18 protein-coding genes and 2 tRNA genes are annotated in these 19,280 nt (G+C 57.8%); 14 read left to right on the forward strand and 6 right to left on the reverse strand.

The window, feature by feature from the left end:
• Nucleotide 1: 1 nt before the first annotated feature.
• From tagF to ACO6TG_RS27860, 5 genes are all read left to right on the forward strand, one after another.
• The gene (gene tagF, locus ACO6TG_RS27840; RefSeq protein WP_422376186.1) at nt 2-664 is read left to right on the forward strand and encodes a type VI secretion system-associated protein TagF; all 663 of its coding nucleotides are present in this window, start codon (nt 2-4) and stop codon (nt 662-664) included.
• Entirely contained in the window at nt 661-1,425 is a 765-nt protein-coding gene (locus ACO6TG_RS27845) for a PP2C family protein-serine/threonine phosphatase (protein WP_422376187.1), read from the forward strand. Before tagF ends, ACO6TG_RS27845 begins: the two co-directional genes overlap by 4 nt.
• The gene (locus ACO6TG_RS27850; RefSeq protein ID WP_422376188.1) at nt 1,425-3,308 is read left to right on the forward strand and encodes a serine/threonine protein kinase; all 1,884 of its coding nucleotides are present in this window, start codon (nt 1,425-1,427) and stop codon (nt 3,306-3,308) included. Before ACO6TG_RS27845 ends, ACO6TG_RS27850 begins: the two co-directional genes overlap by 1 nt.
• 108 nt (nt 3,309-3,416) lie before the next feature.
• On the forward strand, nt 3,417-3,839 hold the full coding sequence (locus ACO6TG_RS27855) for a biopolymer transporter ExbD (protein ID WP_422376189.1): 423 nt from the start codon (nt 3,417-3,419) through the stop codon (nt 3,837-3,839).
• Complete coding sequence (locus ACO6TG_RS27860) at nt 3,836-5,695, forward strand: hypothetical protein (protein WP_422376190.1); 1,860 nt, start codon at nt 3,836-3,838, stop codon at nt 5,693-5,695. The genes ACO6TG_RS27855 and ACO6TG_RS27860 overlap by 4 nt, the downstream gene beginning before the upstream one ends.
• Here ACO6TG_RS27860 and ACO6TG_RS27865 read toward each other — a convergent pair.
• The 3 genes from ACO6TG_RS27865 to ACO6TG_RS27875 all read right to left on the reverse strand — a co-directional run bounded on the left by ACO6TG_RS27865 (nt 5,679) and on the right by ACO6TG_RS27875 (nt 7,235).
• Nucleotides 5,679-6,359 (reverse strand): MotA/TolQ/ExbB proton channel family protein, encoded by a 681-nt coding sequence (locus ACO6TG_RS27865; RefSeq protein ID WP_422376191.1) that lies wholly within the window; start codon nt 6,357-6,359, stop codon nt 5,679-5,681. The genes ACO6TG_RS27860 and ACO6TG_RS27865 overlap by 17 nt on opposite strands.
• Nucleotides 6,360-6,394: 35 nt before the next feature.
• On the reverse strand, nt 6,395-6,826 hold the full coding sequence (locus ACO6TG_RS27870) for a hypothetical protein (protein WP_422376192.1): 432 nt from the start codon (nt 6,824-6,826) through the stop codon (nt 6,395-6,397).
• A gap of 73 nt (nt 6,827-6,899) precedes the next feature.
• The gene (locus ACO6TG_RS27875) at nt 6,900-7,235 is read right to left on the reverse strand and encodes a DUF1036 domain-containing protein (RefSeq protein ID WP_422376193.1); all 336 of its coding nucleotides are present in this window, start codon (nt 7,233-7,235) and stop codon (nt 6,900-6,902) included.
• A gap of 266 nt (nt 7,236-7,501) precedes the next feature.
• Here ACO6TG_RS27875 and ACO6TG_RS27880 point away from each other — a divergent pair, with 266 nt between their 5' ends.
• Nucleotides 7,502-7,927 (forward strand): ExbD/TolR family protein, encoded by a 426-nt coding sequence (locus ACO6TG_RS27880; RefSeq protein WP_422376194.1) that lies wholly within the window; start codon nt 7,502-7,504, stop codon nt 7,925-7,927.
• 86 nt (nt 7,928-8,013) lie between these two features.
• Here the strand turns inward: ACO6TG_RS27880 and ACO6TG_RS27885 are convergent, their stop codons facing one another.
• Complete coding sequence (locus ACO6TG_RS27885; RefSeq protein WP_422376195.1) at nt 8,014-9,558, reverse strand: caspase family protein; 1,545 nt, start codon at nt 9,556-9,558, stop codon at nt 8,014-8,016.
• 483 nt (nt 9,559-10,041) lie between these two features.
• Between ACO6TG_RS27885 and ACO6TG_RS27890 the strand changes: the two genes are divergently transcribed.
• Nucleotides 10,042-10,896: a hypothetical protein gene (locus ACO6TG_RS27890; protein WP_422376196.1), complete on the forward strand. Its 855-nt coding sequence runs from the start codon at nt 10,042-10,044 to the stop codon at nt 10,894-10,896.
• Nucleotides 10,897-10,941: 45 nt separating this feature from the next.
• On the opposite strand, the gene ACO6TG_RS27895 is transcribed toward ACO6TG_RS27890, so the two are convergent.
• Nucleotides 10,942-11,017: transfer RNA gene (locus tag ACO6TG_RS27895), tRNA-Glu, on the reverse strand.
• Between the two features lie 125 nt (nt 11,018-11,142).
• A complete protein-coding gene (locus tag ACO6TG_RS27900; RefSeq protein WP_422376197.1) occupies nt 11,143-11,583 on the reverse strand; it encodes a VOC family protein in 441 nt (146 codons plus the stop codon).
• Between the two features lie 54 nt (nt 11,584-11,637).
• On the opposite strand from ACO6TG_RS27900, the gene ACO6TG_RS27905 reads away from it, so the two are divergent.
• The 7 genes from ACO6TG_RS27905 (at nt 11,638) to ACO6TG_RS27935 (ending at nt 18,160) form a co-directional block, all read left to right on the forward strand.
• Nucleotides 11,638-12,417: an SIR2 family NAD-dependent protein deacylase gene (locus ACO6TG_RS27905; RefSeq protein ID WP_422376198.1), complete on the forward strand. Its 780-nt coding sequence runs from the start codon at nt 11,638-11,640 to the stop codon at nt 12,415-12,417.
• A 136-nt stretch (nt 12,418-12,553) separates the two neighbouring features.
• Nucleotides 12,554-13,135, forward strand: a complete 582-nt coding sequence (locus tag ACO6TG_RS27910) for a cold-shock protein (RefSeq protein ID WP_094070551.1) — start codon at nt 12,554-12,556, stop codon at nt 13,133-13,135.
• A 254-nt stretch (nt 13,136-13,389) separates the two neighbouring features.
• A complete protein-coding gene (locus tag ACO6TG_RS27915; RefSeq protein WP_422376199.1) occupies nt 13,390-14,907 on the forward strand; it encodes a PAS-domain containing protein in 1,518 nt (505 codons plus the stop codon).
• Between the two features lie 43 nt (nt 14,908-14,950).
• Nucleotides 14,951-15,775: a response regulator transcription factor gene (locus tag ACO6TG_RS27920; RefSeq protein ID WP_422376200.1), complete on the forward strand. Its 825-nt coding sequence runs from the start codon at nt 14,951-14,953 to the stop codon at nt 15,773-15,775.
• 155 nt (nt 15,776-15,930) lie between these two features.
• Complete coding sequence (locus ACO6TG_RS27925; protein ID WP_422376201.1) at nt 15,931-16,437, forward strand: DUF192 domain-containing protein; 507 nt, start codon at nt 15,931-15,933, stop codon at nt 16,435-16,437.
• A 91-nt stretch (nt 16,438-16,528) separates the two neighbouring features.
• Nucleotides 16,529-16,605 (forward strand) — tRNA-Pro (locus ACO6TG_RS27930).
• Between the two features lie 829 nt (nt 16,606-17,434).
• Nucleotides 17,435-18,160, forward strand: a complete 726-nt coding sequence (locus ACO6TG_RS27935; RefSeq protein ID WP_422376202.1) for a hypothetical protein — start codon at nt 17,435-17,437, stop codon at nt 18,158-18,160.
• The last annotated feature ends 1,120 nt before the right edge of the window (nt 18,161-19,280 follow it).

Raw genomic sequence — 19,280 nt, forward strand, 5'->3', positions numbered from 1 at the left:
GATGGCCGGCTATTTCGGCAAATTGCCGGCAAGAGCCGATTTCGTGATCGGGCAATGCCCGAAAGGCTTTTTGAAACTGTGGGAGCCCTTCCTGCTGAAAGGGCTTTCGCACTCCAGGCTGGATCTGAGCGACAGCTGGAAGGAGGCCTATATGACCATGCCGATCTGGCGGTTCGACGTCACGCTGCAGGATCAGGCGGATCCGGACCCGGAAACGCGGATGGTGGCCGGGGCGTTCATGCCGAGTGTCGACAGGGTGGGGCGGGAATACCCGTTGACGGTCGCCGCGGACATGAAAGCTGACGGGGGGGCACCGCAGGCGCACTGGTACGAAGCCACTGAGGCGGTGCTCCTGAGCGCTTTGCAGGAAGACGCACGTTTCGAGGACTTTCAAAGAGCGGTCGCAGATCTCCCAAGACCGCATGGGCAGGTTGGACATATTTCAGGTGAGGGGACTGAGCTGCCGGCCATGCCAGGCACTGACGCCGTGATCGTATCCAATTTCAGAAGCCGGGGAGGAGACAGGGATTTTGTATTTACCTGCAAGGGATTGCCGGATGCTGGGACGTTCCGGTGGTTGATCTTGCCTGAGCAGATTCCAGAGGGGCAGGAAACGGCAGGGGTGAATCATGGGCGATATCATCCGGAGGATCATCGAACGTGACCGGAATTCAGGAGGAAACGCTTCGCGGATTTGCCATTGGTCTGACGCATGTCGGCCGTGTGCGCGAGCAGAATGAAGACACATTTTTTGTTGATGAGCAAAAAGGGGTTTTTGCTGTCATGGACGGCGCTGGAGGTCTTTGCGACGGTGCCATGGCCTCGGGTCTTGTGCGCGAGGCCCTGACCAGCCTGACCAACCCGCGCAGCGGAGAGGATCTGCTGGAACAGTTCGAAAGCCGGTTGATCGTAGCGAAGGACCGGATCGAACGCGCATCGGAAAGTGCAGACGGCGCACCGATGGGGACGACGATCGCGGCCTTGCTGACCTTCAAGCGCAATTTTGCCTGTTTGTGGGCAGGCGACAGCCGCGTTTACCGGCTGAGAGACAGCCGTCTGGAGCAGTTGACCACAGATCATACGGAAGCGCAGGAGCTGGTGGACCAGAATGTGCTGACCGTGGAGGAAGCCAGAACCTTCGCCCGCCGGCATGTGATCACCCGGGCCATCGGGTCCGGTCTGGATCTGGAACTGGAGCTTGTTTCCGGCAATCTGAGGCCTGGAGACAGGTTCCTGCTGTGCTCTGACGGGCTGACCGGGCATCTGGAAGACCCGGTCATCGGTACATTCTTGATGAATGGAGCGTCGAGGCTCGCCGCGCAAAGCTTGATCAACGGGGCTCTGGAGGAGGGCGGCTCCGACAATGTGACCGTGGTAATCGTCGATATAGACCGCCTGGCCGGAGCGGAAGGAACCTTCAACTGATGAACTCTGCTGATCAATCGCTGCCCGCCGGAACCCGGCTCAACAATCTCTACGAGATCGAGGAACATATTGCCGATGGCGGTATCGGCACCGTTTACAGGGCACGCGACGTGGAAAGCGGCGACCCCGTGGCCATCAAGGTGCTGCTGGCGAATTTCGCGAAGGATCCGATGATCCTGGATCTTTTCAAGCGCGAGGCCAAGATCCTTCGCAAGCTCAAACACGATGCGCTCACGCAGTATTTTGTCTTCGCCAAGGAACCCACGCTTGGCATCTATTATCTCGCCATGGAATTTGTCAGCGGGCCTTCGCTGAAGACCAGACTGCAAGCCGGTCCACTGGAGCCGGAGGCAGTCTTTCGGCTGTTGCAGCGGCTGTCATCCGCGTTGCAGGCCGTGCACGACCGGGAAGTCATTCACCGCGATCTGTCGCCGGACAACATCATCTTGCAGAACGGCGATGTCGGCCAGGCCAAGATCATCGATTTCGGGATTTCCAGAGCCAATACGGGCGGCCCGACAATCATCGGCGACGGCTTTGCCGGCAAGGTGAACTATGTCTCGCCCGAGCAGGTGGGGATATTCGAGGGCAAGGTCACGGCGCGCAGCGACATCTATTCGCTTGGCCTGGTGATCTCCGAAGCGCTTCTCGGCAAACAGGTCGACATGGGCGGCACCCAGGTGCAGATCGTTGACAAGAGGCGCCATGTGCCGTCGCTGGAAGGCATCGACAACAGGTTTCGTCCGCTTCTTGAAGCCATGCTGCAGCCGGACCCGGCCAATCGACCTGCCAGCATGGCGGAGATTGCAGGCTGGACGCTCGGTGCGCCGATGCAAACATCTCAGGCCGAGGATCGTACGATCATCCGGCCGTCATCGCCGCCTCCTGAACAGACTGCACTCGATACACCACCACCTGCTGCCAGCTGGGGTAAACGTATTCTCGTCGCCTTGTCACTGCTTGGTATTGCGGGCGTTGGAGCAGGGGGGGTCTATTTCCTCGTTGGCCAAACGGTGCCGGAGCAGGACCAGACGCCGGTTCTCGTGGCTCCGCCAAATCCCAATGCACCAGAGGCGCCGCTTCAAACCACCACGGTGACACCGGAAGTGGAAAGCCCTCAACCTGATCCGGCGCCTGTCGTCACCCGGCCGGAACTGACACCGGAAACGAACGAACCGGATCCCGTCTCCACACAGGATAGTCTGCCGGAAATTCCCACACCATCGCCGGTGGTTGCCGACCCCGAACCGGTGCAGGAGGCGATCAAGCCCGAGGACCGGATCCGAAATTACCTGAGCAGCTATCAGGCTGGCGACTGCATGTATCTTCAGCCAATCGAGATCGCCAGCCGGTCGGCAGAAATAGAGGGCTTTGCCTCAAGGACACCTCCGTTCATTACCTTCGACAGTGATTTCACCCAGACCCAGGGGTTCGAGGCCAAGATCCAGGTGAACCTCGTTTCCGATGCCCAATGTCCGGCCATTGCGTTCCTGCGGGGCACACCTCCTGGAAATGCCAAAACCGAACTGCACCTGGATATGCAAAGGACGGTCGTTCCGAACGGAGAGAACATGGCCGGCAGGATATCCGGTTATGATCCCTCGACAGGCGGGCTGGGCCTGGTGTTCGTCAACAGCAAAGGGGAGGTGACCGATCTGACGCCGTTTTTGCAAAGTGACGCTGGTGGCGCCGGATTTGTCGTACCCTTGTCCCTGAAAACGGCTGTGGAAGAAACAGGCCTGATCATAGCGATGGTCGGGAAGGACCTTGCGGAAAATCTCTCGGGTCAAACGGTGAAACAGGCGGGCCCCTATTTTGAGCAGCTGATGCAGGGCTCGCCGGTCTTGCGGGCGACAGCGACGACGGTCAAAGTGGTTCCTTAGATCGCAACGGGTTGTCGTTGAATTCCGGTTTGGGTTTTCGACGCGTCGCGAGGAAACAGGAAGAGGCGAAGACCGAATGACGCAAACAGCAGCTGATCTGGTCCAGCCATGAAGCGCTACACGAAACCCATTCATTTGCAGCAGCTGACGCCACACCGGCGCGCGGACAGTTCACTTGCCCTGATCAATGTCGTGTTTCTCCTGCTGCTGTTCCTGCTTGTCTCGGGAACCCTTCGACCGCCGCTGCCGGAAGACTTTGCCTGGGCGGAGACAACGCGAAGTGAAGGGGCATCCAGCATTCGCAATGGTCTGGTGCTCACGCGAGACGGCAAGGCCTGGGTCGAGGGCACGCAACTCGACGAGGCCGGACTGATTGCCTTTCTGGATCAAACCGCATCAGAAAGTGATCGCCTGACGGTGCAGGTCCACAAGCACGCAAGGATGGAGGCGGTCGCCGCGCTTGCCACACAGGCGAGGCAAAGCGGTGTCAGGGCCTTGTCGCTGGTGACCGTGGAGGCGGGGGCACCTTGACAGCCGCGGCCTACAACCTCGACACACAATGGCAAATTCCGGCCTATGTCTGGCCGGCGGTGCTCGGGGTGTCGGTCGCGCTTCATGTCTCCCTGTTCGTCTTTGGTCTGCCGAACCTGCGGTGGGATGTGACCGAAATAGCCCCCCCTCCGGTGACGGAAGTGATGTTCGAGGCCGGAGGTCCCGTTTTTCAAGAAGTAACCGCACTCTCGCCAGATGATCAGGCCTTCGAACCGGTCGAACCGGAAACAGTCGTCGAACCGACGCCGCCGTTGCCGGACGTTGTCGCGGCACAAGAGCCAGGCGAGTTAACACCACTTGAAATCAGCCCTGTGGAACCGGTCCAGGTCTCGCCCGAAGCGATTGCCAGCGACCCTATGCCCGTTGAGCCGGACACCCTTGCCAGCGAAGTACAGGTTGTCGAAGCCGAAGAAGTGGAAGGTTTCGTGGTCGAGGAGGTGACTACCTTGCTACCCGAGCTCGTCGAAGGCCAAACTCTGGAGGCCGTTGACGTCACCGTGCCTGCTCTGGTTTCCCCCTCCGAAGTGCTGGTTGCCGAGGAGCCGGCAGTTGAGGTTTCCGCGTCGACCGGTGAGGCTGAGGCGGAGCTGAGCGTGGTTACGCCCGATGTGTCGTCGGCTGATGTTCAAGACGTCGAAATCCTGACTCAAGCCCCTCTTGCAGTCATTGAAACGCAAACGCTTTCTTCAGCGCCGGAAGTTGTGGCTGAAGAGGCTCCCACCGAAGTAATCGACACCGCTTCCCTGGAACCGATTGTTGCGGAGCCGGAGGTCGCCCTGATCGACCCGGTCGAGAGCGCCGGCGTCGTGGTTACGCAGGATCTTGTCGACACACAGGTAGATACGGCAATCGCATTCGAAGCTGTTGACGACGATGCGCAAGCGACTGAAATACTCTCGGCGTCACCGACAGAAACGGTTACCGCAACCTCGCCGGATGACATTGGTGTTTCGGTCATCACGCCCGATCGTCCGATTGCTCTTGCGCCGATTGAAAACCCGATATCGGAAACCGTGACGCCAGAGATCCAGCCACTCCCCCCGGTGGAGCCTGACGAGACGGTTGTTGCTGCGCTTTCTCCAAGTGAACCGGAAACATCGGTTGTTCCGTCAATTGCACCTCCGACCGATCCCGCAAATGTAGTTCCGCCGGTGGAGGTTGCAGCAATCGACCCGCTGGCGAAGGTGACGCGTTACGTTCAGAACTATGATTTCGGCGACTGTGCCCATCTTTCCGTCCTATCGGCCGGGGCCGACAGTGCACAGGTTACGGCCTTTGCGCCGGGGATTGGTCCGTTTGCCCTGTTTGACAAGCGGTTCACGTCTGACCAGGGGTATGAGGCATCGATCGAACTTCGACTTGTGACAAGCCAGCAATGTGCCTTGTTGAACGCCCTAGGCGTATCTGAGGGGCTCGATGCAGCTGGTCTCGTCGAACTGGACAAGACGGTGGTCAAAAGCGGCTCTGTGGCAACCGGGCTGATCCAGCGTGACCTGCCGGTCGCCCGGATTGCAGCGGCAGAAGCCGCAGGCCTTGACCTGGGTGGTAAGGGGCCGCCGGAACTTTATCTCATAGACGATGCCGGTCAAATTCATGACGGCCGGGAGTTTCTGCTGCCTGCCTCCAGCGCTCAGACAGCCGGGGGGTGGCGGTTCAAGGTGCCGGTGGTGCTGATGTCGCGCTCAGATACCGAAACGGCGCTGGTCCTGGCCATCTGGAACCGGCCGGCCGCAAACCAGCCGCCCCGCTTCGGTACGCTGCCGTCTTCGCGCATTGCAGGCATTCTGGCAGCTCCAGGTGTTTATTCCCTGGCAGCCTTCAAGGTGTCGCGTTGACGGTTTGAGGGCTGCCGGCGCCGGCCGTGAAAACACCGGTGAGCAACACTTCAAGCGCGGCCCGTTCCTTTTCCAACCTGGTTTCGAACCACGTAACGGCCACGGACACCGGGATCGCAACGGCAAGCCCGCAGGCGGTTGTCAGCAGGGCAACCCAGATACCGCCGGCAAGCGTTGCCGGATTGGCCGAGGCGCCGGAATCCTGGAGGGTCTGGAAGGTCTCGATCATGCCGAGGACGGTGCCGAGAAGGCCGAGCAGGGGAGCAATCTGGGTCACCAGGTCAAGTGCTTTCAACCAGCTGGCCAATCCGAACAGCCGATCTGCGGCTCGTGCGGAGATTTCCTCGCGCAACCGCTCCTCGCGGATGTCACGTTCCTGCGAACTCAAGGGCTGCTGGTCGAGCATCTGAATGGCATCCATCGCGCTGCGTACGAGTGCCGCAGACAACGACCTGTCCTTGATCAGGTTCTGCGAGGCCTTGGCGCGGTCTCCGGTGCGCCATTGGGAGACGGCCTGGCGCACAAGGTGATGACGTCCGACCCGGGCGCTCGAAAACTGGAACGCCTTTGCGAGGATGACAGCAAGCGCGGCCACCGAGATGGCCAGAAGGATGATGACAACCGGTCCGCCCAGTTCCAGAAGTGACGAGGAGGTTTCGACCATGAGATCCGGGATCCGTTCAAGGGTTCAAGGTGAACTCAGTCGCCGAAGCGGATGGGTGTGCGATTGCTCAATTGCAGGAGGTCAGAACAATAGACATCCTTGATTGAGGTCGGCACGCAATTGCTGACATTGTTGACATGAAGCCGAGAGATGCTGTCACAGGACTTTTCGGCTAGAGCGAATTGCAGGATCTTGGTTTTCCCGGCCGAGATGCGCGAAAACTTGAGCGCCAGGAACCGATCAACCAGCCCCTCCTTGTCAAAGAAGACCATGTCGAGCGTCAGCTGATCCATTGGGCGTTCCAGACCATTGGTGGCGATGATCGACAGCCGGCAGCCACCACCGTCGATGGGCTGTAGCTTGTTGAGCTCCAGGCTGATTTTGCCGGAAACGTCCTGAGCTTGAACAAGTGTCAAATGAGTGAGGCTGAAGACCGACACCAAAATCAGGAAAAGAAAACTCCGCATTCAACCCCCCAAGGCAACTCTGCACATCCTGTTTCGTCATACTTCTCGATCTGCGAGGCCCTGCGTCTGAGTGTCAGTCGTAGGACAACAGCACCGTCCAGTCCGGCGCTCCCTCCGTTTCGATCTGAAAGAAATCCGCTTCGATCAGACCGCGCTGCCAGCATTGATCGCCATCATAGAGAACGAATTTTTCTTCGCGAATGCAAAGGGTAATATCGCCGCCAAGCCGGCTTTCACCAAATCCGTCAGCGACGTGGAGATAATATCTGGTCTTGCCGAGAGGTTCCTGCAGGATCTGACTGCACGCGTTGGACGTGATTGTCCACCAGCCCTCCGTGCGCAATCCGTCTTCGGTTTCGTAGCCAATCGCGACGTTGACCAGATCAACGGAGCCATTGCAGACCCGCAAACCTGCTTGTGCGGACTGAGGCAGGCAGAAGCAGGCAAGGGCGATTACGAGGCGTATGAGTATTGATTGGTCAGGTCGGCACGCTGAAAATTGGCCTGCGACGTTTCCGGATTGCATGGGCGCCTTGTTTATTGTGATCGCGTGGAGTCTCACGCTAAGGAAGGAAGGCGCCAGGGTCAATTTGGCAATTGCGATTGTGCTTCCGGCCGATCTGTCGGAAACTGATCGCCGGACCTGTCTCTTCGTCTCTTTTCGCGGCCTTCCGGATGATCCTACTTCCCAATCCCGTTGCCAGGCGCAAACGTATTCCCCTGACGCCGCTGATCGACGTTATCTTCATACTGATCATGTTTTTTCTATTGTCGTCGACCTTCGGGATCTGGCGTCCCCTCGAGGTCCTGCTTGGTCAACCGGCAGGGGACAACAGCGCGCTTGAAGCTGCCAGACCAGAGATTCCGTCTATTTTGATCATGGTTGGAGCCCATGGTTCTTCGGGCGACATCCAACTGACGGTCAATGGAAAAGAACTGATGTTCGAGGAGCTGGCCGCCGAACTGGACCGACTTGCAGGCAAGGGCGCAACAAGCGCCTTGCTGGTGCCGGAAAGTGAGACCGACTTTCAGCAGGTCGTCCGCATTCTGGACGAAGCTCGGTCTTCCAGGCTGCAGCGGGTCAGCCTTCATCTGCGATAGGCTAATTGCGATTTTCAATTAGGCTTTAGGCAACAGAAAACGGCCCGGTAAAAAGCCGGGCCGTTCTCAACATTCAATCCGTCGGCTTACCGGCCGATGGCACCGCCGATGATGCCACCGACAACACCGCCGATGAAGGCAGCTCCGGCCGGGTTCATGCTCCCGCCAGAGTTATTGTTGCGGCGGGTCGTGGTTGTGGTGTTGTTCCGGCGCGTCGTGGTGCTGCGTGATGCGGCCGCGGCTTTCTGCTTGCGGTTCACCTCAGCCTGGTACGCCGAGTATTGCGTGGCGGTCTGGGCCGTCAGCAGGGCATATTGTGCCGCCGTGAAGAAACCGGTCGGAACGATCCCGTTGGCCGTCTGCCAGGCGGTCACGCCGGCACGGGTCTTCGGACCGAACGCACCATCAGGACGACCGACATCATGACCGGCCAGGTTCAGACGGGTCTGGACTTCGCGACGTGCTGTGCGGTTCCAGCCAAGAGCGGATTCCGTTACCTGAGTGCCAGGGATGGCTTTCTGCGGATCTGGAAGCGTCGCTACAACGCCGGTCGCGCCTTGTGTGCCGGCAGCGTCGGTGGAGACGGTCGGGTTGACAGAAGCCACCTGGTTCGCGCTGCTAAGGCGCTTGATCGAGTTGCGTGCGAAATCTGCAAACAGACCGTTCGGATAAGCCTGGAGGTAGGCCTCATAGTCAACGACGGTATTGCTGGATTTGGCCGTTTCCCAGATCAGCTTTTCACGTTCCCAGGCGATGTTCGACTGGGTCGCGGTGGCACCGGCAGTGTTCGCGGCCGGTTGCTGTGGGGTTGTCGTCGACGTGTCGCCCAGGGACGCAACGGTCGTGGACGGGGCGACGGACCGTTTGTTCAGGAACACTTCGCCGATCAGGGACGCGTTCACCCAGGGCCGCTGACGCTTCTCGGTTTCCTGATAGACGTCGCCGGTAACGCGCGTCATGACCGTCTGGATCGACGCATTCGGTGTGTCGATGTGACGGATCAGGGCCGAAGTGAACGGCGAGTTGGACCCTTCGCCATCAAGTGCGACGTCGCCAGGGCTGGTCGCAAAGGCAATGACTGACCCTTCGCCCCCGGTTTCCTCGATCTTGATTTCCGCAAGGCCATTGCCAATGCTGCCGGAACGAGTCGGGCCCATGCGGCGCGCAAGCGTCCGTGCCAGCGGGTTGTCGCGGCACGCATCCAGAAACACCATCTGCACTTTCACGTCTTTTGACATCTGGCGCATGATGAAGTCGACCGTGATGGTTTCAAAGTCGAGGGAGGTTTCGTCTTCGATAGTCGCGTCGATCGGCACAAGATGGTTTTTGCCGGCGACCTGAAGACCGTGGCCTGCATAAAACAGGATGGCGATCTCGGCACCGTAGGCCTTCTTGGCGAAATTCATGACAGACCGGCGCATATCGCTATAGGTCTGGTCCTGGCCTGCTACGACATCAAATCCGAGGGCACGCAGCTTTGCGGCCATCTGCTCGGCGTCGTTGGCCGGGTTGGGAAGGGGTACCGTGTGCTCGTAAGCACCGTTGCCAATGACAAGGGCAACGCGCTTTGCAAGTGCCGGGGCAGTCCCTGCAAGTACAATTGCCAGCACGGCGATCAATCGTTTGAACATGTCCTGTCCTCTCGTAGATCAAGGTTGCCTGTCGGTTGGACCGATCTTGAAACGAGGTCTGCGTCCTCTTGACGATAGAGCTACCCCGTTTGGCATGAACTTTCTGTAATCCGCGTCACAGGAACATGAAATAGGAAAAAGCGCCCCTGCAACACCATAAGACGCCACCAGCCCTGTCTGATGTCGTCCCTTCCAAATCAGACACCGAGTATATGCAAAGCTTTTCTCGAACACCACGACTAAGCGAAAGGTTCCTGCCATTTTCTGCAATGTGTTGAACGGATTGTGATGAGGGAACGCCGGGCATCAGCTGATTGTGCTGGTGTGGGCGGGGGGCAAGGGGCTGTGGCCCCGGATCAAAGACCAAAACCAATGTTTCTGTGACCTGAATCACCTGCCTCGGGAGCGTCTGTTTGATAATTTGGACCAGACCGGTACGGCCGGACCATCGATACGCGGCTGGAGTTGGTGGAGAGTACAGTCATGGCTGGAAAAGCGGATATCCTGAAACACATGCGCGCCAAGCATGTTGGCGTCTTTCTCTCGGCGGCGCGGCTATACAATGTCGCCATCCTGGTGCGACGGACCAACACGGCGTCTCTTCAGCATATCGGGGAGCCATATGCTTCTCCGAAACGGCTCGACTGCAAGGCCAAAACCGCCGATTTCGACGTGGCACCGGCAGGCTGCAGGGTGCCGGAAGCAAAACGTCCGTCCCTTGCAGGCCTCGTTGTCGATCCGGGGATGGTTGGTGAGCGCGCCTATACCGATGGCAAATACACCAAGGCAATGGAAGCCTGGAGATCCTTTGCCACGCAACTTCGGCCGGAAATGTCCAGCCATGAAAAGCAGCAGGGACTGACATATGTGCCGGGAGGAGGGCTCTATTTTGTCGAGCGCAACCCGGAGGATCCCTATTTCGGCTGTGTGAAATTCACTGCAAGCTCGCTGATTACGGCCGGGAAGTGCATTCACGGTGACTTTGATCTCTATGGCATTGTCGATATGGAGGCGCCTGACCAGATCGTCCGGGTGAAAGAAGACCGTCTCGGCCAGACCCATGCCCGGTCGCCAAAGTTTTTCGACGTGCAGAATTTCGTCAACAGCCGTATCGGCGTCGCCATGATCCTGCACGGATCACAGGAAACCTATGCTTCGAGACATGAAGACGATGACCTGGACGTGTTTTTTCCCGATGGACGGGTCGATTACGCCGGACCGTCGGCGGCAAAAATCAGCGGGTTTTACCAGCGCGAGTTTCCGGGACGGACATTGTTCAGCAAGGGCGATCCGGCACAGCAGATCAAGGGCAGGTTCATTTCGCCCGGATCGGTCTGACCGCAGGATCGCGGTATGATGCTGTTTCGAAGTGCCGGGAAGAATTGGCACGCCCAACGGGACTCGAACCCGTGTTTCCGCCGTGAAAGGGCGGCGTCCTAGACCGCTAGACGATGGGCGCGCGGTCGACGCGGCTGCGTCGTGGGGAGGCTTATAGGCGGGATTGGATCGGGCCGCAAGAGCCTTGATGACAATTTTTTGCAGGCCCGGATTTCCGGGCCTGCGGCTGTTGAAAACCCGTCTCTTTTACCACTCGCCGGTGTTTGGCATGGATGCCCAGGGCTCTTTGATTTCAAGAGCTTCGCCCTTTTGAAGAAGCTCGAAGGAAATGTTGTCCGGCGAACGAACGAACGCCATGCGCCCGTCACGTGGCGGGCGGTTGATGACAACACCTTTTTTCTGCAGGCTTTCACAGTACTCGTAGATGTTGTCGACTTCGTAGGCCAGGTGCCCGAAGTTCCGTCCGCCGGAATATTCCTCCGGATCCCAGTTGTAGGTCAGCTCCAGAAGCGGTGCGGCACTGGCCTTGCCAGCCTCGACGTCGTCTGAACCTGCCAGAAAGATCAGTGTGAACCGGCCTTTTTCGTTCTCGTAACGGCGGACCTCGGTCATGCCCATCTTGTTGCAATAGAAATCGAGCGAGTCTTCAATGCTGGTCACGCGGACCATGGTGTGTAAATAACGCATGTCCAATCCTATCCTCAGGTGAGGGGTTATATAGTCAGGGCGTGGAACCGGCCGATGAAAACGATAACCAGTCTGCCCGAAGCGCGGGACTTTGTGGCACAGTTCAGGAACGGTTCCTACAGGAACATTGTCGCCCTGACAGGGGCGGGGATCTCGACGGAGTCCGGCATTCCGGATTTCCGGTCTCCGGGTGGCATATGGTCCAAACGCCAGCCGGTTCAATATCAGGACTTTGTTGCTGACGAAGTCAGCCGGCTGGAGGACTGGGATCGCCGCTTTGAAATGCTCGACATTTTTGAAAAGGCCGAGCCCAACGCTGCGCATCTGGCATTGACCCGGCTTGCCCAAAGTGACGCGCTGGCCTGCCTGGTCACCCAGAATGTCGACGGCCTGCATCAAAGAGCCGGCTTTCCAGAGGACAGGCTGATCGAAATTCACGGTAATTCGACCTTTGCGCTATGTCTGGAGTGCGGCGCTCGGGCGGAACTGGAGGAGCAGCGGCAGAAGGTCGAGGCGGGCGACAGCCCGCGCTGTCAGGTCTGCGGTGGTCTGCTCAAGGCTGCCGTGATCAGTTTCGGTCAACAGATGCCGGAGCGGGCGCTGCATCAGGCGGCCCGCGCGGCACAGCAATGCGATCTCTTCGTGGTGCTGGGGTCTTCCCTGGTTGTGCACCCGGCCGCACAGCTGCCGGCACTCGCGGTTCAGGCCGGGGCAGATCTGGTGATTCTGAATGCAGAAGAAACGCCGCTTGATTCGCTGGCGTCAACAGTCATTCGCACCCCTCTTGCGCAGACCTTTGCAGATTTTGGCGAAGAACAGCCGGATATTCCGTAAATGGTCTGTGGTTAGTTCGTTAATTTCCCTTCCTGGCGATAAGCACAATGTTATCCTTTTGTTAGGAATCAGCTGACTGACGAGTCGAACCTTGTCTTCAGCTCTTGATGCGGACCTAAAGACGGGACAAGGGCCTATGGGGGTTAAAACCGCAAGAGATGCCCGCGCACTCGATACGATGGCTGAAGATGTTGCCGTCGACGTATTCGAGATTGCCGGCACCATTAAGTGGTTCGATGTCGGCAAGGGCTACGGCTTCATTGTGCCGGACAGCGGAGAAGGCGACATTCTGCTTCACGTCACCTGCCTCCGGCGGGACGGGTTTCAGACCGCCTATGAAGGCGCGCGTGTTGTATGCGAAGTGCTGGACCGGCCACGTGGCCTGCAAGCCTTTCGCATATTGTCGATGGACGAGACCACCGCGACCCACCCGTCGCAATTGCCTCCATCCCGGACCCATGTCCAGGTCGTTGCCGAAAGCGGCTTTGAAAAGGCAACCGTCAAGTGGTTCAACCGGGTCAAGGGCTTCGGCTTTCTGACCCAGGGCGAGGGCACGGAGGACATCTTCATTCACATGGAGACCCTGCGCCGCTTCGGCATTACCGAGCTTCGGCCCGGTCAGGATGTTCTGGTCCGCTTCGGTGAAGGCCCGAAAGGCCGCATGGCGGCCGAGATCCGTCCTGTCGGCGCCGGCACGCATATTCCGGCGTCCCACTGACACCAGTAAGTTTCAAGTTGCGCATCCCTTCAGGCCGGACTTGTTCCGGCCTTTTCTTTTACATGCGGGAACGGGTGGCTTTCCCCGCCAGGGATCACAATCTGCAGGAGGAGCGCGGTTTCTGCGTACAAATTATGTCTTATTTTACACATCCGATTTGAAATTGAACACGGAGAAGGAGCCCAAGGGCGACATTTGCCGTGACGAATTTTGTGAAAACAGGTTGCGACCAGGCCGGCCTGTTGAACTGTCTGATGGAAACAGTTCACCAGGGCATCACGGTTGTCGACAGGAACCTCGATCTTGTGCTGGTCAACGAAGCGGCTCAGGCCCTCCTGGACATTCCCTATGAAGTCCTTGCCGCCGGTCCGAACCTGGAGCAATTGTTTCGCTTCAATGCCGAGCGTGGGGACTATGGCCCCGGTGATCCCGACAGGCAGGTTCAGGAGCGGCTCGAAAAGGCACGCCTGTTCGAACCGCATGATTTTGAACGGGTCCGGCCCAACGGGACAGTGATCAGGGTTCAGGGGACACCTGTCAGCGAAGGCGGATTTGTCACGCTCTACAGCGATGTCACGCGGGAACGGCAGCAGGAGCGGGATCTCCTGATCGCCCGGCAGGAGCTTTCCAGGAGACTGGATCACAAGACCCAGCAACTTCTGGAAAACAGGGATCTTCTGCTCAATGCCATCAATGGCATTCGCGACGGCCTGGTCATCTCGGATGAGAGAGGCCGTGTCGTGCTTGCCAATGACAAGATGAAATCCATTCACGCCAATATCGGTGGCTATGTCAGCACAGGGGCGACGATCGCAAACCTGATGAGCTGCCTCTTTCCAACAGATCCGGAAAAAAGTCTCGAAGACCTCATGGATCCTGATGTTCCCTGGCTGGAACGACGCTTTCCGATGGGCAAATGGTACCGGATCTCCCACTCCCGGTCGACCGATGGCGGCATCATCTCCGTCTTTACCGAGATCACCGAATACAAGAAGCAGCAGAGCAACCTCCGCCAGCACACGGACGAACTGGTCAAACTTCTGCAACAGGAAAAGCAGCTGACGGAAATGCAGCGCGAATTCGTCTCCATGGCCTCGCATGAATTTCGCACGCCGCTGGCGATCATCGACAGCAATGCCCAGAGAATTCTGCGGCGCGGGGAAACGATGGCGGCCGACAAGATAAAGGACCGTCTTGGGACGATCCGCGAATCCGTTTCAAGAATGCAATATCTGATCAACCGGTTTCTCGATTTCTCGCAGACCCAGACAAAGGGCATGGAACTGAACCGGCGGCGCCAGCCCTTCCGCAGTGTCGTCGAGCGGATCTGCCTCAACTTTGCCGAAGCCTGCGACAGTCACGAAATTCATGTCGACCTGGCAGAGCTGCCGGATCACTACAACTACGACGAAAAGCTGGCTGAACTCTGCATCGAAAATCTCCTGTCCAACGCGGTCAAATATTCCCCAAACGCCGGCAGTGTGTCGATCACAGGCAGCATGGCTGGCGGTGTCATTGAAATTGCGGTCTCGGACCAGGGCGTCGGCATTCCCGAGGAGGAAATCGACAGGGTCTGCGACAAGTATTTCCGCGCCTCGACCTCCAGCGGCATCCCTGGAACCGGCATCGGTCTCAACATGGCCGCCAGCGTGATCGAGCAGCACAGCGGGGAAATTCATATTGAAAGCGAAGTCGGCGAAGGCAGCCGGATTGCCATTCGCCTGCCCGAGGTGGTGGGCGCTGCGCCGGAACGAGCCCGGTCTGTTGCGTAAAAGAAAGAGTGGAACAATGGAACGAGACCCCAGGATACTATGCGTGGAAGACGAGCCTCTGCTGCTGGAAGACCTCACCGAAGAACTGCAGGAAGCGGGCTACAGGGTGGACACGGCCGCCAACGGAATAGAAGCGATCAAACGCCTTCAGCTCAGCAGGCCGGACCTGATCCTGTGCGACATGATGATGCCGGAGCTGGACGGGCCGGGCCTGCTGCAGCATGTCCGCCGTGAGTTCCGGGATCTGGACACGGTTCCGATCATCTTTCTGACCGCCAAGGCCACCCGTGAGGATATCATTGCCGGCAAACGCATGGGGGTCGACGACTACCTGACCAAACCGATTGATTATGACCTGCTGCTGGCAACGGTGGAAAGCCGGCTGCGCGAGGTCAAGCGCATCGAGGACATGAACCGGGCGCGCCTGCAGGAAGCGGAAAACGAGGTGCAGCAGCTAAAGGCGAGCAGGGGAGTGGTCAAGGTCGCCATGGTGACCAACAATCTTCAGCTGGTCGCCCCGATCAACAATGCCTTGCTGGATCTCGGCTGTGACATGCGCACGGTGCGTGAGGACGCGCTGAAGGGCGGCCGATTCACACCGCAACAGGATGAAATCGTTTTTCTGGTCTACAGCAAGCCGGTGCATTTCTATCTGGAACTGCTGAAGGGTCAGAAGCCCGGCGAGAAGATTGCCAAATATGTTGTCCTTGCGGCGCCCAACATGCATGGCGGCATTCGCGAAGCGATCCTGGAATGCGGCATCGACGAGATCATCGAGTATCCCTACAAGCCGGTCGATATTTTCAGGCAGATCGTTCTGCATTTGCGCGGCCACCATGCCGATGTGAAAACCGCCCTGCTGATCTGAACTCCGGATGGCGGCAAGAGGGGCTGGCACCGGTTTCGGCCGTTCTTTTGGACCGATCCGGAAGATCGGCAGGTGCAGGCATCGGGGCTGATGCGAATTCCGCCAAAATGTGCCTATATGACCGCATGGATCTGACGAACATGGCAGGCGGTTTTATGCATTCACTGAGACAGAGATTTCATGCTTCGCATTTCTTTGTGTGTCTTCTGATGGCCGTCAGCCTGTCCCTGAGCGCAACACACTTTGCCCCGGCCGTCGCCGATGAAAGCCAGACGGGGCTGCCGGTTGAAGACCTGACCATAACATCCGGCGAGACGGTGCACCGTTTTCAGGTCGAGATCGCCGCCACCGACGAGCAGCGCTCCATGGGCCTGATGTTTCGCGAGGAAATGGCGCTGGATCACGGCATGCTGTTCCTGTTCGAGACCGAAGGCCAACGCTATTTCTGGATGAAAAACACGCCCTTGCCGCTGGATATCATCTACATCTCCGCAACCGGCACGATCGTCAGCATCGCCGCGGACACCAAACCCTTCTCGCTGGACACCATCCCTTCAGGCGGACCTGCGCAATATGTGCTGGAAATAAACGCAGGCCTTTCTGCAAAGCTCGGCATCAAGCCGGGAGACAAGGTGTCGAACCCGTCGATGGAGGCGGAATAGGTGCTGAAGTGCACAGCTGTCCACAGCGGCCGGGGCAGTTCGTCTTCACTCTTGACGCGCCATCCGAACGCGGATAAACCCGCGACACCGTCGGGGTATAGCGCAGCCTGGTAGCGCATCTGGTTTGGGACCAGAGGGTCGCAAGTTCGAATCTTGCTGCCCCGACCATTTTCTCAACGACCTAGCTTGCTGTCTGAATGCTCAACAGCCATCTTGTGAGAGTGGCGTGAGCGTCAATTGACGCGTGCGGCTATGAATGACGCGCAAATCATTTGTGGTATGAGCCTGCGCTTCTGCCCGATTTTCTCGTCATCAATCTGCGCCGGGGACAACAGGGTCTGTCCGACCTGTGTTTGCCGGTCTCGCGCACGATCAGACCCGTCGCGACGGCAATGTCTTGCACGAGGTCCGGGGCGCATCTGTCTGAAGAGCCTGTGGTCCGGGAGCCCGTCTGATCTGTGTGGCCCAGCCAGACGAAACACTGACCCTTTCCGGGCCGGCGCCCATTGGTCAGCAGGGGATCTCGTGCGGGACAACACTTGAAAGCACGGCTTTCGTGGCGGCCAGGGTCAGGCGCGCGCCCAACGCGCTCCTGGCGGCTACCGCTTTGATGGCTTTTGTAGCCGCCAGGCCTACCCAATTTTTTCCGAGGTCTGCGCTGGCGGGCGTTCCATCACCAACCCATATGAAGAAGACGGGGACGGGCGGATCGACTGGGGGTATCGGCCACCGAAACCGGGCTGTTTTCTCCAACGTTTTTGCCGTATGACGGTCTTTTCAGAGATGTCTGCAACTTCTTCACCGGGCAAGAATTTGAGTCCGCAGCGGAATGCTTTGCCGACCTGTAAAAGTTAACAAGTCCTTCTTGTCATATTTCCGGATATTGCTAATTTGTGCGCCACTCTTGGGGCGAGGCGCCCCGGGCGATTTGCTGGAATGAAACCGGTCGGGCAGGCCGGGGGTAGGGTGCCGGGGCGGCACTGGAACAGGGGTAAGGATGAGCAGCGCGAGCGGTCTCATCAGCGAAGAGGCAAGGGCTGCCGCCACCGAGGCGGGGGCAGGTGGATCTGTTCTGAACGGATCAGCCGCAGGCGTGTCCGCGGCGACAGGCCTTTCGGCATGTCAGACGGACGCTCAGTCCCGGGGCGAAGGCACGGCCGCGTCCGACTTGGTGCGGACCAGCGTCAAGATCCGCCTGGTGAATGGCTCTGAAAGCGACTGCCGAGCCGGGGTCTATCTGGCCCGCGAAGCCCATCAGCACACGATCTTTCGCGACATTGCGTTTTCTGAAGACAAGGCCAGGGCGATCTACGACAAGGCGGTCCGCCAGCCGGAGCGGTGCGGGCTGATTTATGCTGTGCCGGGGGCGGATGAACCACTTGCCGAGGACGGGCTTCTCGGTTTTGCCTCGGTCCATGCGGGCGAGCATTTTCTGGGCGAGGGCACTTTGATCGCAACGGTGCAGACGCTGAACATTTCCCAGAAGCTTTCCGGTACGCTGCTCGGCGGCAAGGTGGCCCTGCGCCTCGTCCAGGCGATGCGCCACTGGGCCAAGACACGCAACTGCGCGCATCTGATGGTGCATGTCACCAACGGCGACAATGCCGAAGACGCGGATCGGTTCTTCCGGCGCTGCGGGTTGGTGACGGTTGGGGGGAATTACTTTGAGGCTTCGAGCGGAATGCTAGTTCAATCTCGAGAAATAGACGGTTATGGAAGTTAATCTTGAATATTTCGTAGCATTCGTTTTTTTGTGCATGCTGGCGATTGCAATTTTCCCTTATGTTTTCAAGCGCAATAGGTGGGAGAGATTATTGAAATCTCTTTCATTGAGTGCGGGATACTTAAGGTTATTGGCAGTTTTTGCTGCGTTTTTGATTTTCGTTTTCTTGGGGGTGGCTGTTTTTTACTTACTTGTGAATTTTCTGTCGGGTAGTTTGTTGGTATTAAAATAGGAACTTGGGTTGTGGGTGATAATAAAACGGATGGGACTAATATAGTCCAAGGAATTGGTGTTTCTGCTTCTCTTGATATTCCTGCGGTATTGGATTGGGTTCCGGTAGTAGGAAATCTGCCGGGTATGGGGGTTTTATCTGGCCTAAACGGTTCCATTGCGATTGGATACTGGGACTCAGGTCCACTTGGAACTTTTGTTCCGGTGGAACGAGGGTTTTATGCTTCTATTTCAACAAGTAGCATCGAAGATGAAATCCTTGGTTTGGGGACGCCTGGGGTTGGCGTAGGACCACAGCTCGAAGTATTCGACGGCGGAAAATTTCACGGTAAACTTAGCTCGATTAAATATAGTATCGGTGTCAAAGCAGTTCTGGAGGTGTTTCGAGTTGCAAAATCTCCTGAGGAACACTTTGGCGACGATATTTCGCTGGGCGCTCATGTCAAATTTGCGGGTGCAAAGTGGGAAGTAAAGGAAAACCCAGACGTATTTGATCTTATTCCGAATACAATAACAATTGGTCCGGGCTTTTTCTTTGGTGCGGAGGTCGAGAGGACATTTGCAGTAGGATTTCACAATGACGGAAGTGTTTATTATTACGATCATAATGGTAAGCATAGGTTGCTAAAGTGCTTTGTCGGTGCGACGGAAGTACAAACTCGCAATGGCAACAAGAAAATTGCTAAAATTGAGCCCGGTGATGAGGTGTGGTCGTTTGACCCACATTTGGATCTCGGTAGAGGCGATTTTGTAGCTAAAGCCGTTGTTAGAACTTTTGAAAATATTACAACTGAATTATTGCGACTTACTTGGCTTGAAGGAGCGGAAACAAAAGAACTCGTCACCACACCAAGTCACCAATTCCTGACTGTGATTGGCGGTTTCCGAG

Origin of the sequence: Roseibium sp. (genome assembly GCF_965233565.1) — a bacterium.
Taxonomy (GTDB): domain Bacteria; phylum Pseudomonadota; class Alphaproteobacteria; order Rhizobiales; family Stappiaceae; genus Roseibium.

Bases quoted from the DNA above. Each gene is read 5' to 3' on its own strand.
- tagF (WP_422376186.1), top strand. From the start codon at position 2: ATGGCCGGCTATTTCGGCAAATTGCCGGCAAGAGCCGATTTCGTGATC.
- ACO6TG_RS27850 (WP_422376188.1), top strand. From the start codon at position 1,425: ATGAACTCTGCTGATCAATCGCTGCCCGCCGGAACCCGGCTCAACAAT.
- ACO6TG_RS27855 (WP_422376189.1), top strand. From the start codon at position 3,417: ATGAAGCGCTACACGAAACCCATTCATTTGCAGCAGCTGACGCCACAC.
- ACO6TG_RS27865 (WP_422376191.1), bottom strand. From the start codon at position 6,359: ATGGTCGAAACCTCCTCGTCACTTCTGGAACTGGGCGGACCGGTTGTC.
- ACO6TG_RS27870 (WP_422376192.1), bottom strand. From the start codon at position 6,826: ATGCGGAGTTTTCTTTTCCTGATTTTGGTGTCGGTCTTCAGCCTCACT.
- ACO6TG_RS27880 (WP_422376194.1), top strand. From the start codon at position 7,502: ATGATCCTACTTCCCAATCCCGTTGCCAGGCGCAAACGTATTCCCCTG.
- ACO6TG_RS27885 (WP_422376195.1), bottom strand. From the start codon at position 9,558: ATGTTCAAACGATTGATCGCCGTGCTGGCAATTGTACTTGCAGGGACT.
- ACO6TG_RS27890 (WP_422376196.1), top strand. From the start codon at position 10,042: ATGGCTGGAAAAGCGGATATCCTGAAACACATGCGCGCCAAGCATGTT.
- ACO6TG_RS27900 (WP_422376197.1), bottom strand. From the start codon at position 11,583: ATGCGTTATTTACACACCATGGTCCGCGTGACCAGCATTGAAGACTCG.
- ACO6TG_RS27905 (WP_422376198.1), top strand. From the start codon at position 11,638: ATGAAAACGATAACCAGTCTGCCCGAAGCGCGGGACTTTGTGGCACAG.
- ACO6TG_RS27910 (WP_094070551.1), top strand. From the start codon at position 12,554: ATGGGGGTTAAAACCGCAAGAGATGCCCGCGCACTCGATACGATGGCT.
- ACO6TG_RS27915 (WP_422376199.1), top strand. From the start codon at position 13,390: ATGGAAACAGTTCACCAGGGCATCACGGTTGTCGACAGGAACCTCGAT.
- ACO6TG_RS27925 (WP_422376201.1), top strand. From the start codon at position 15,931: ATGCATTCACTGAGACAGAGATTTCATGCTTCGCATTTCTTTGTGTGT.
- ACO6TG_RS27935 (WP_422376202.1), top strand. From the start codon at position 17,435: ATGAGCAGCGCGAGCGGTCTCATCAGCGAAGAGGCAAGGGCTGCCGCC.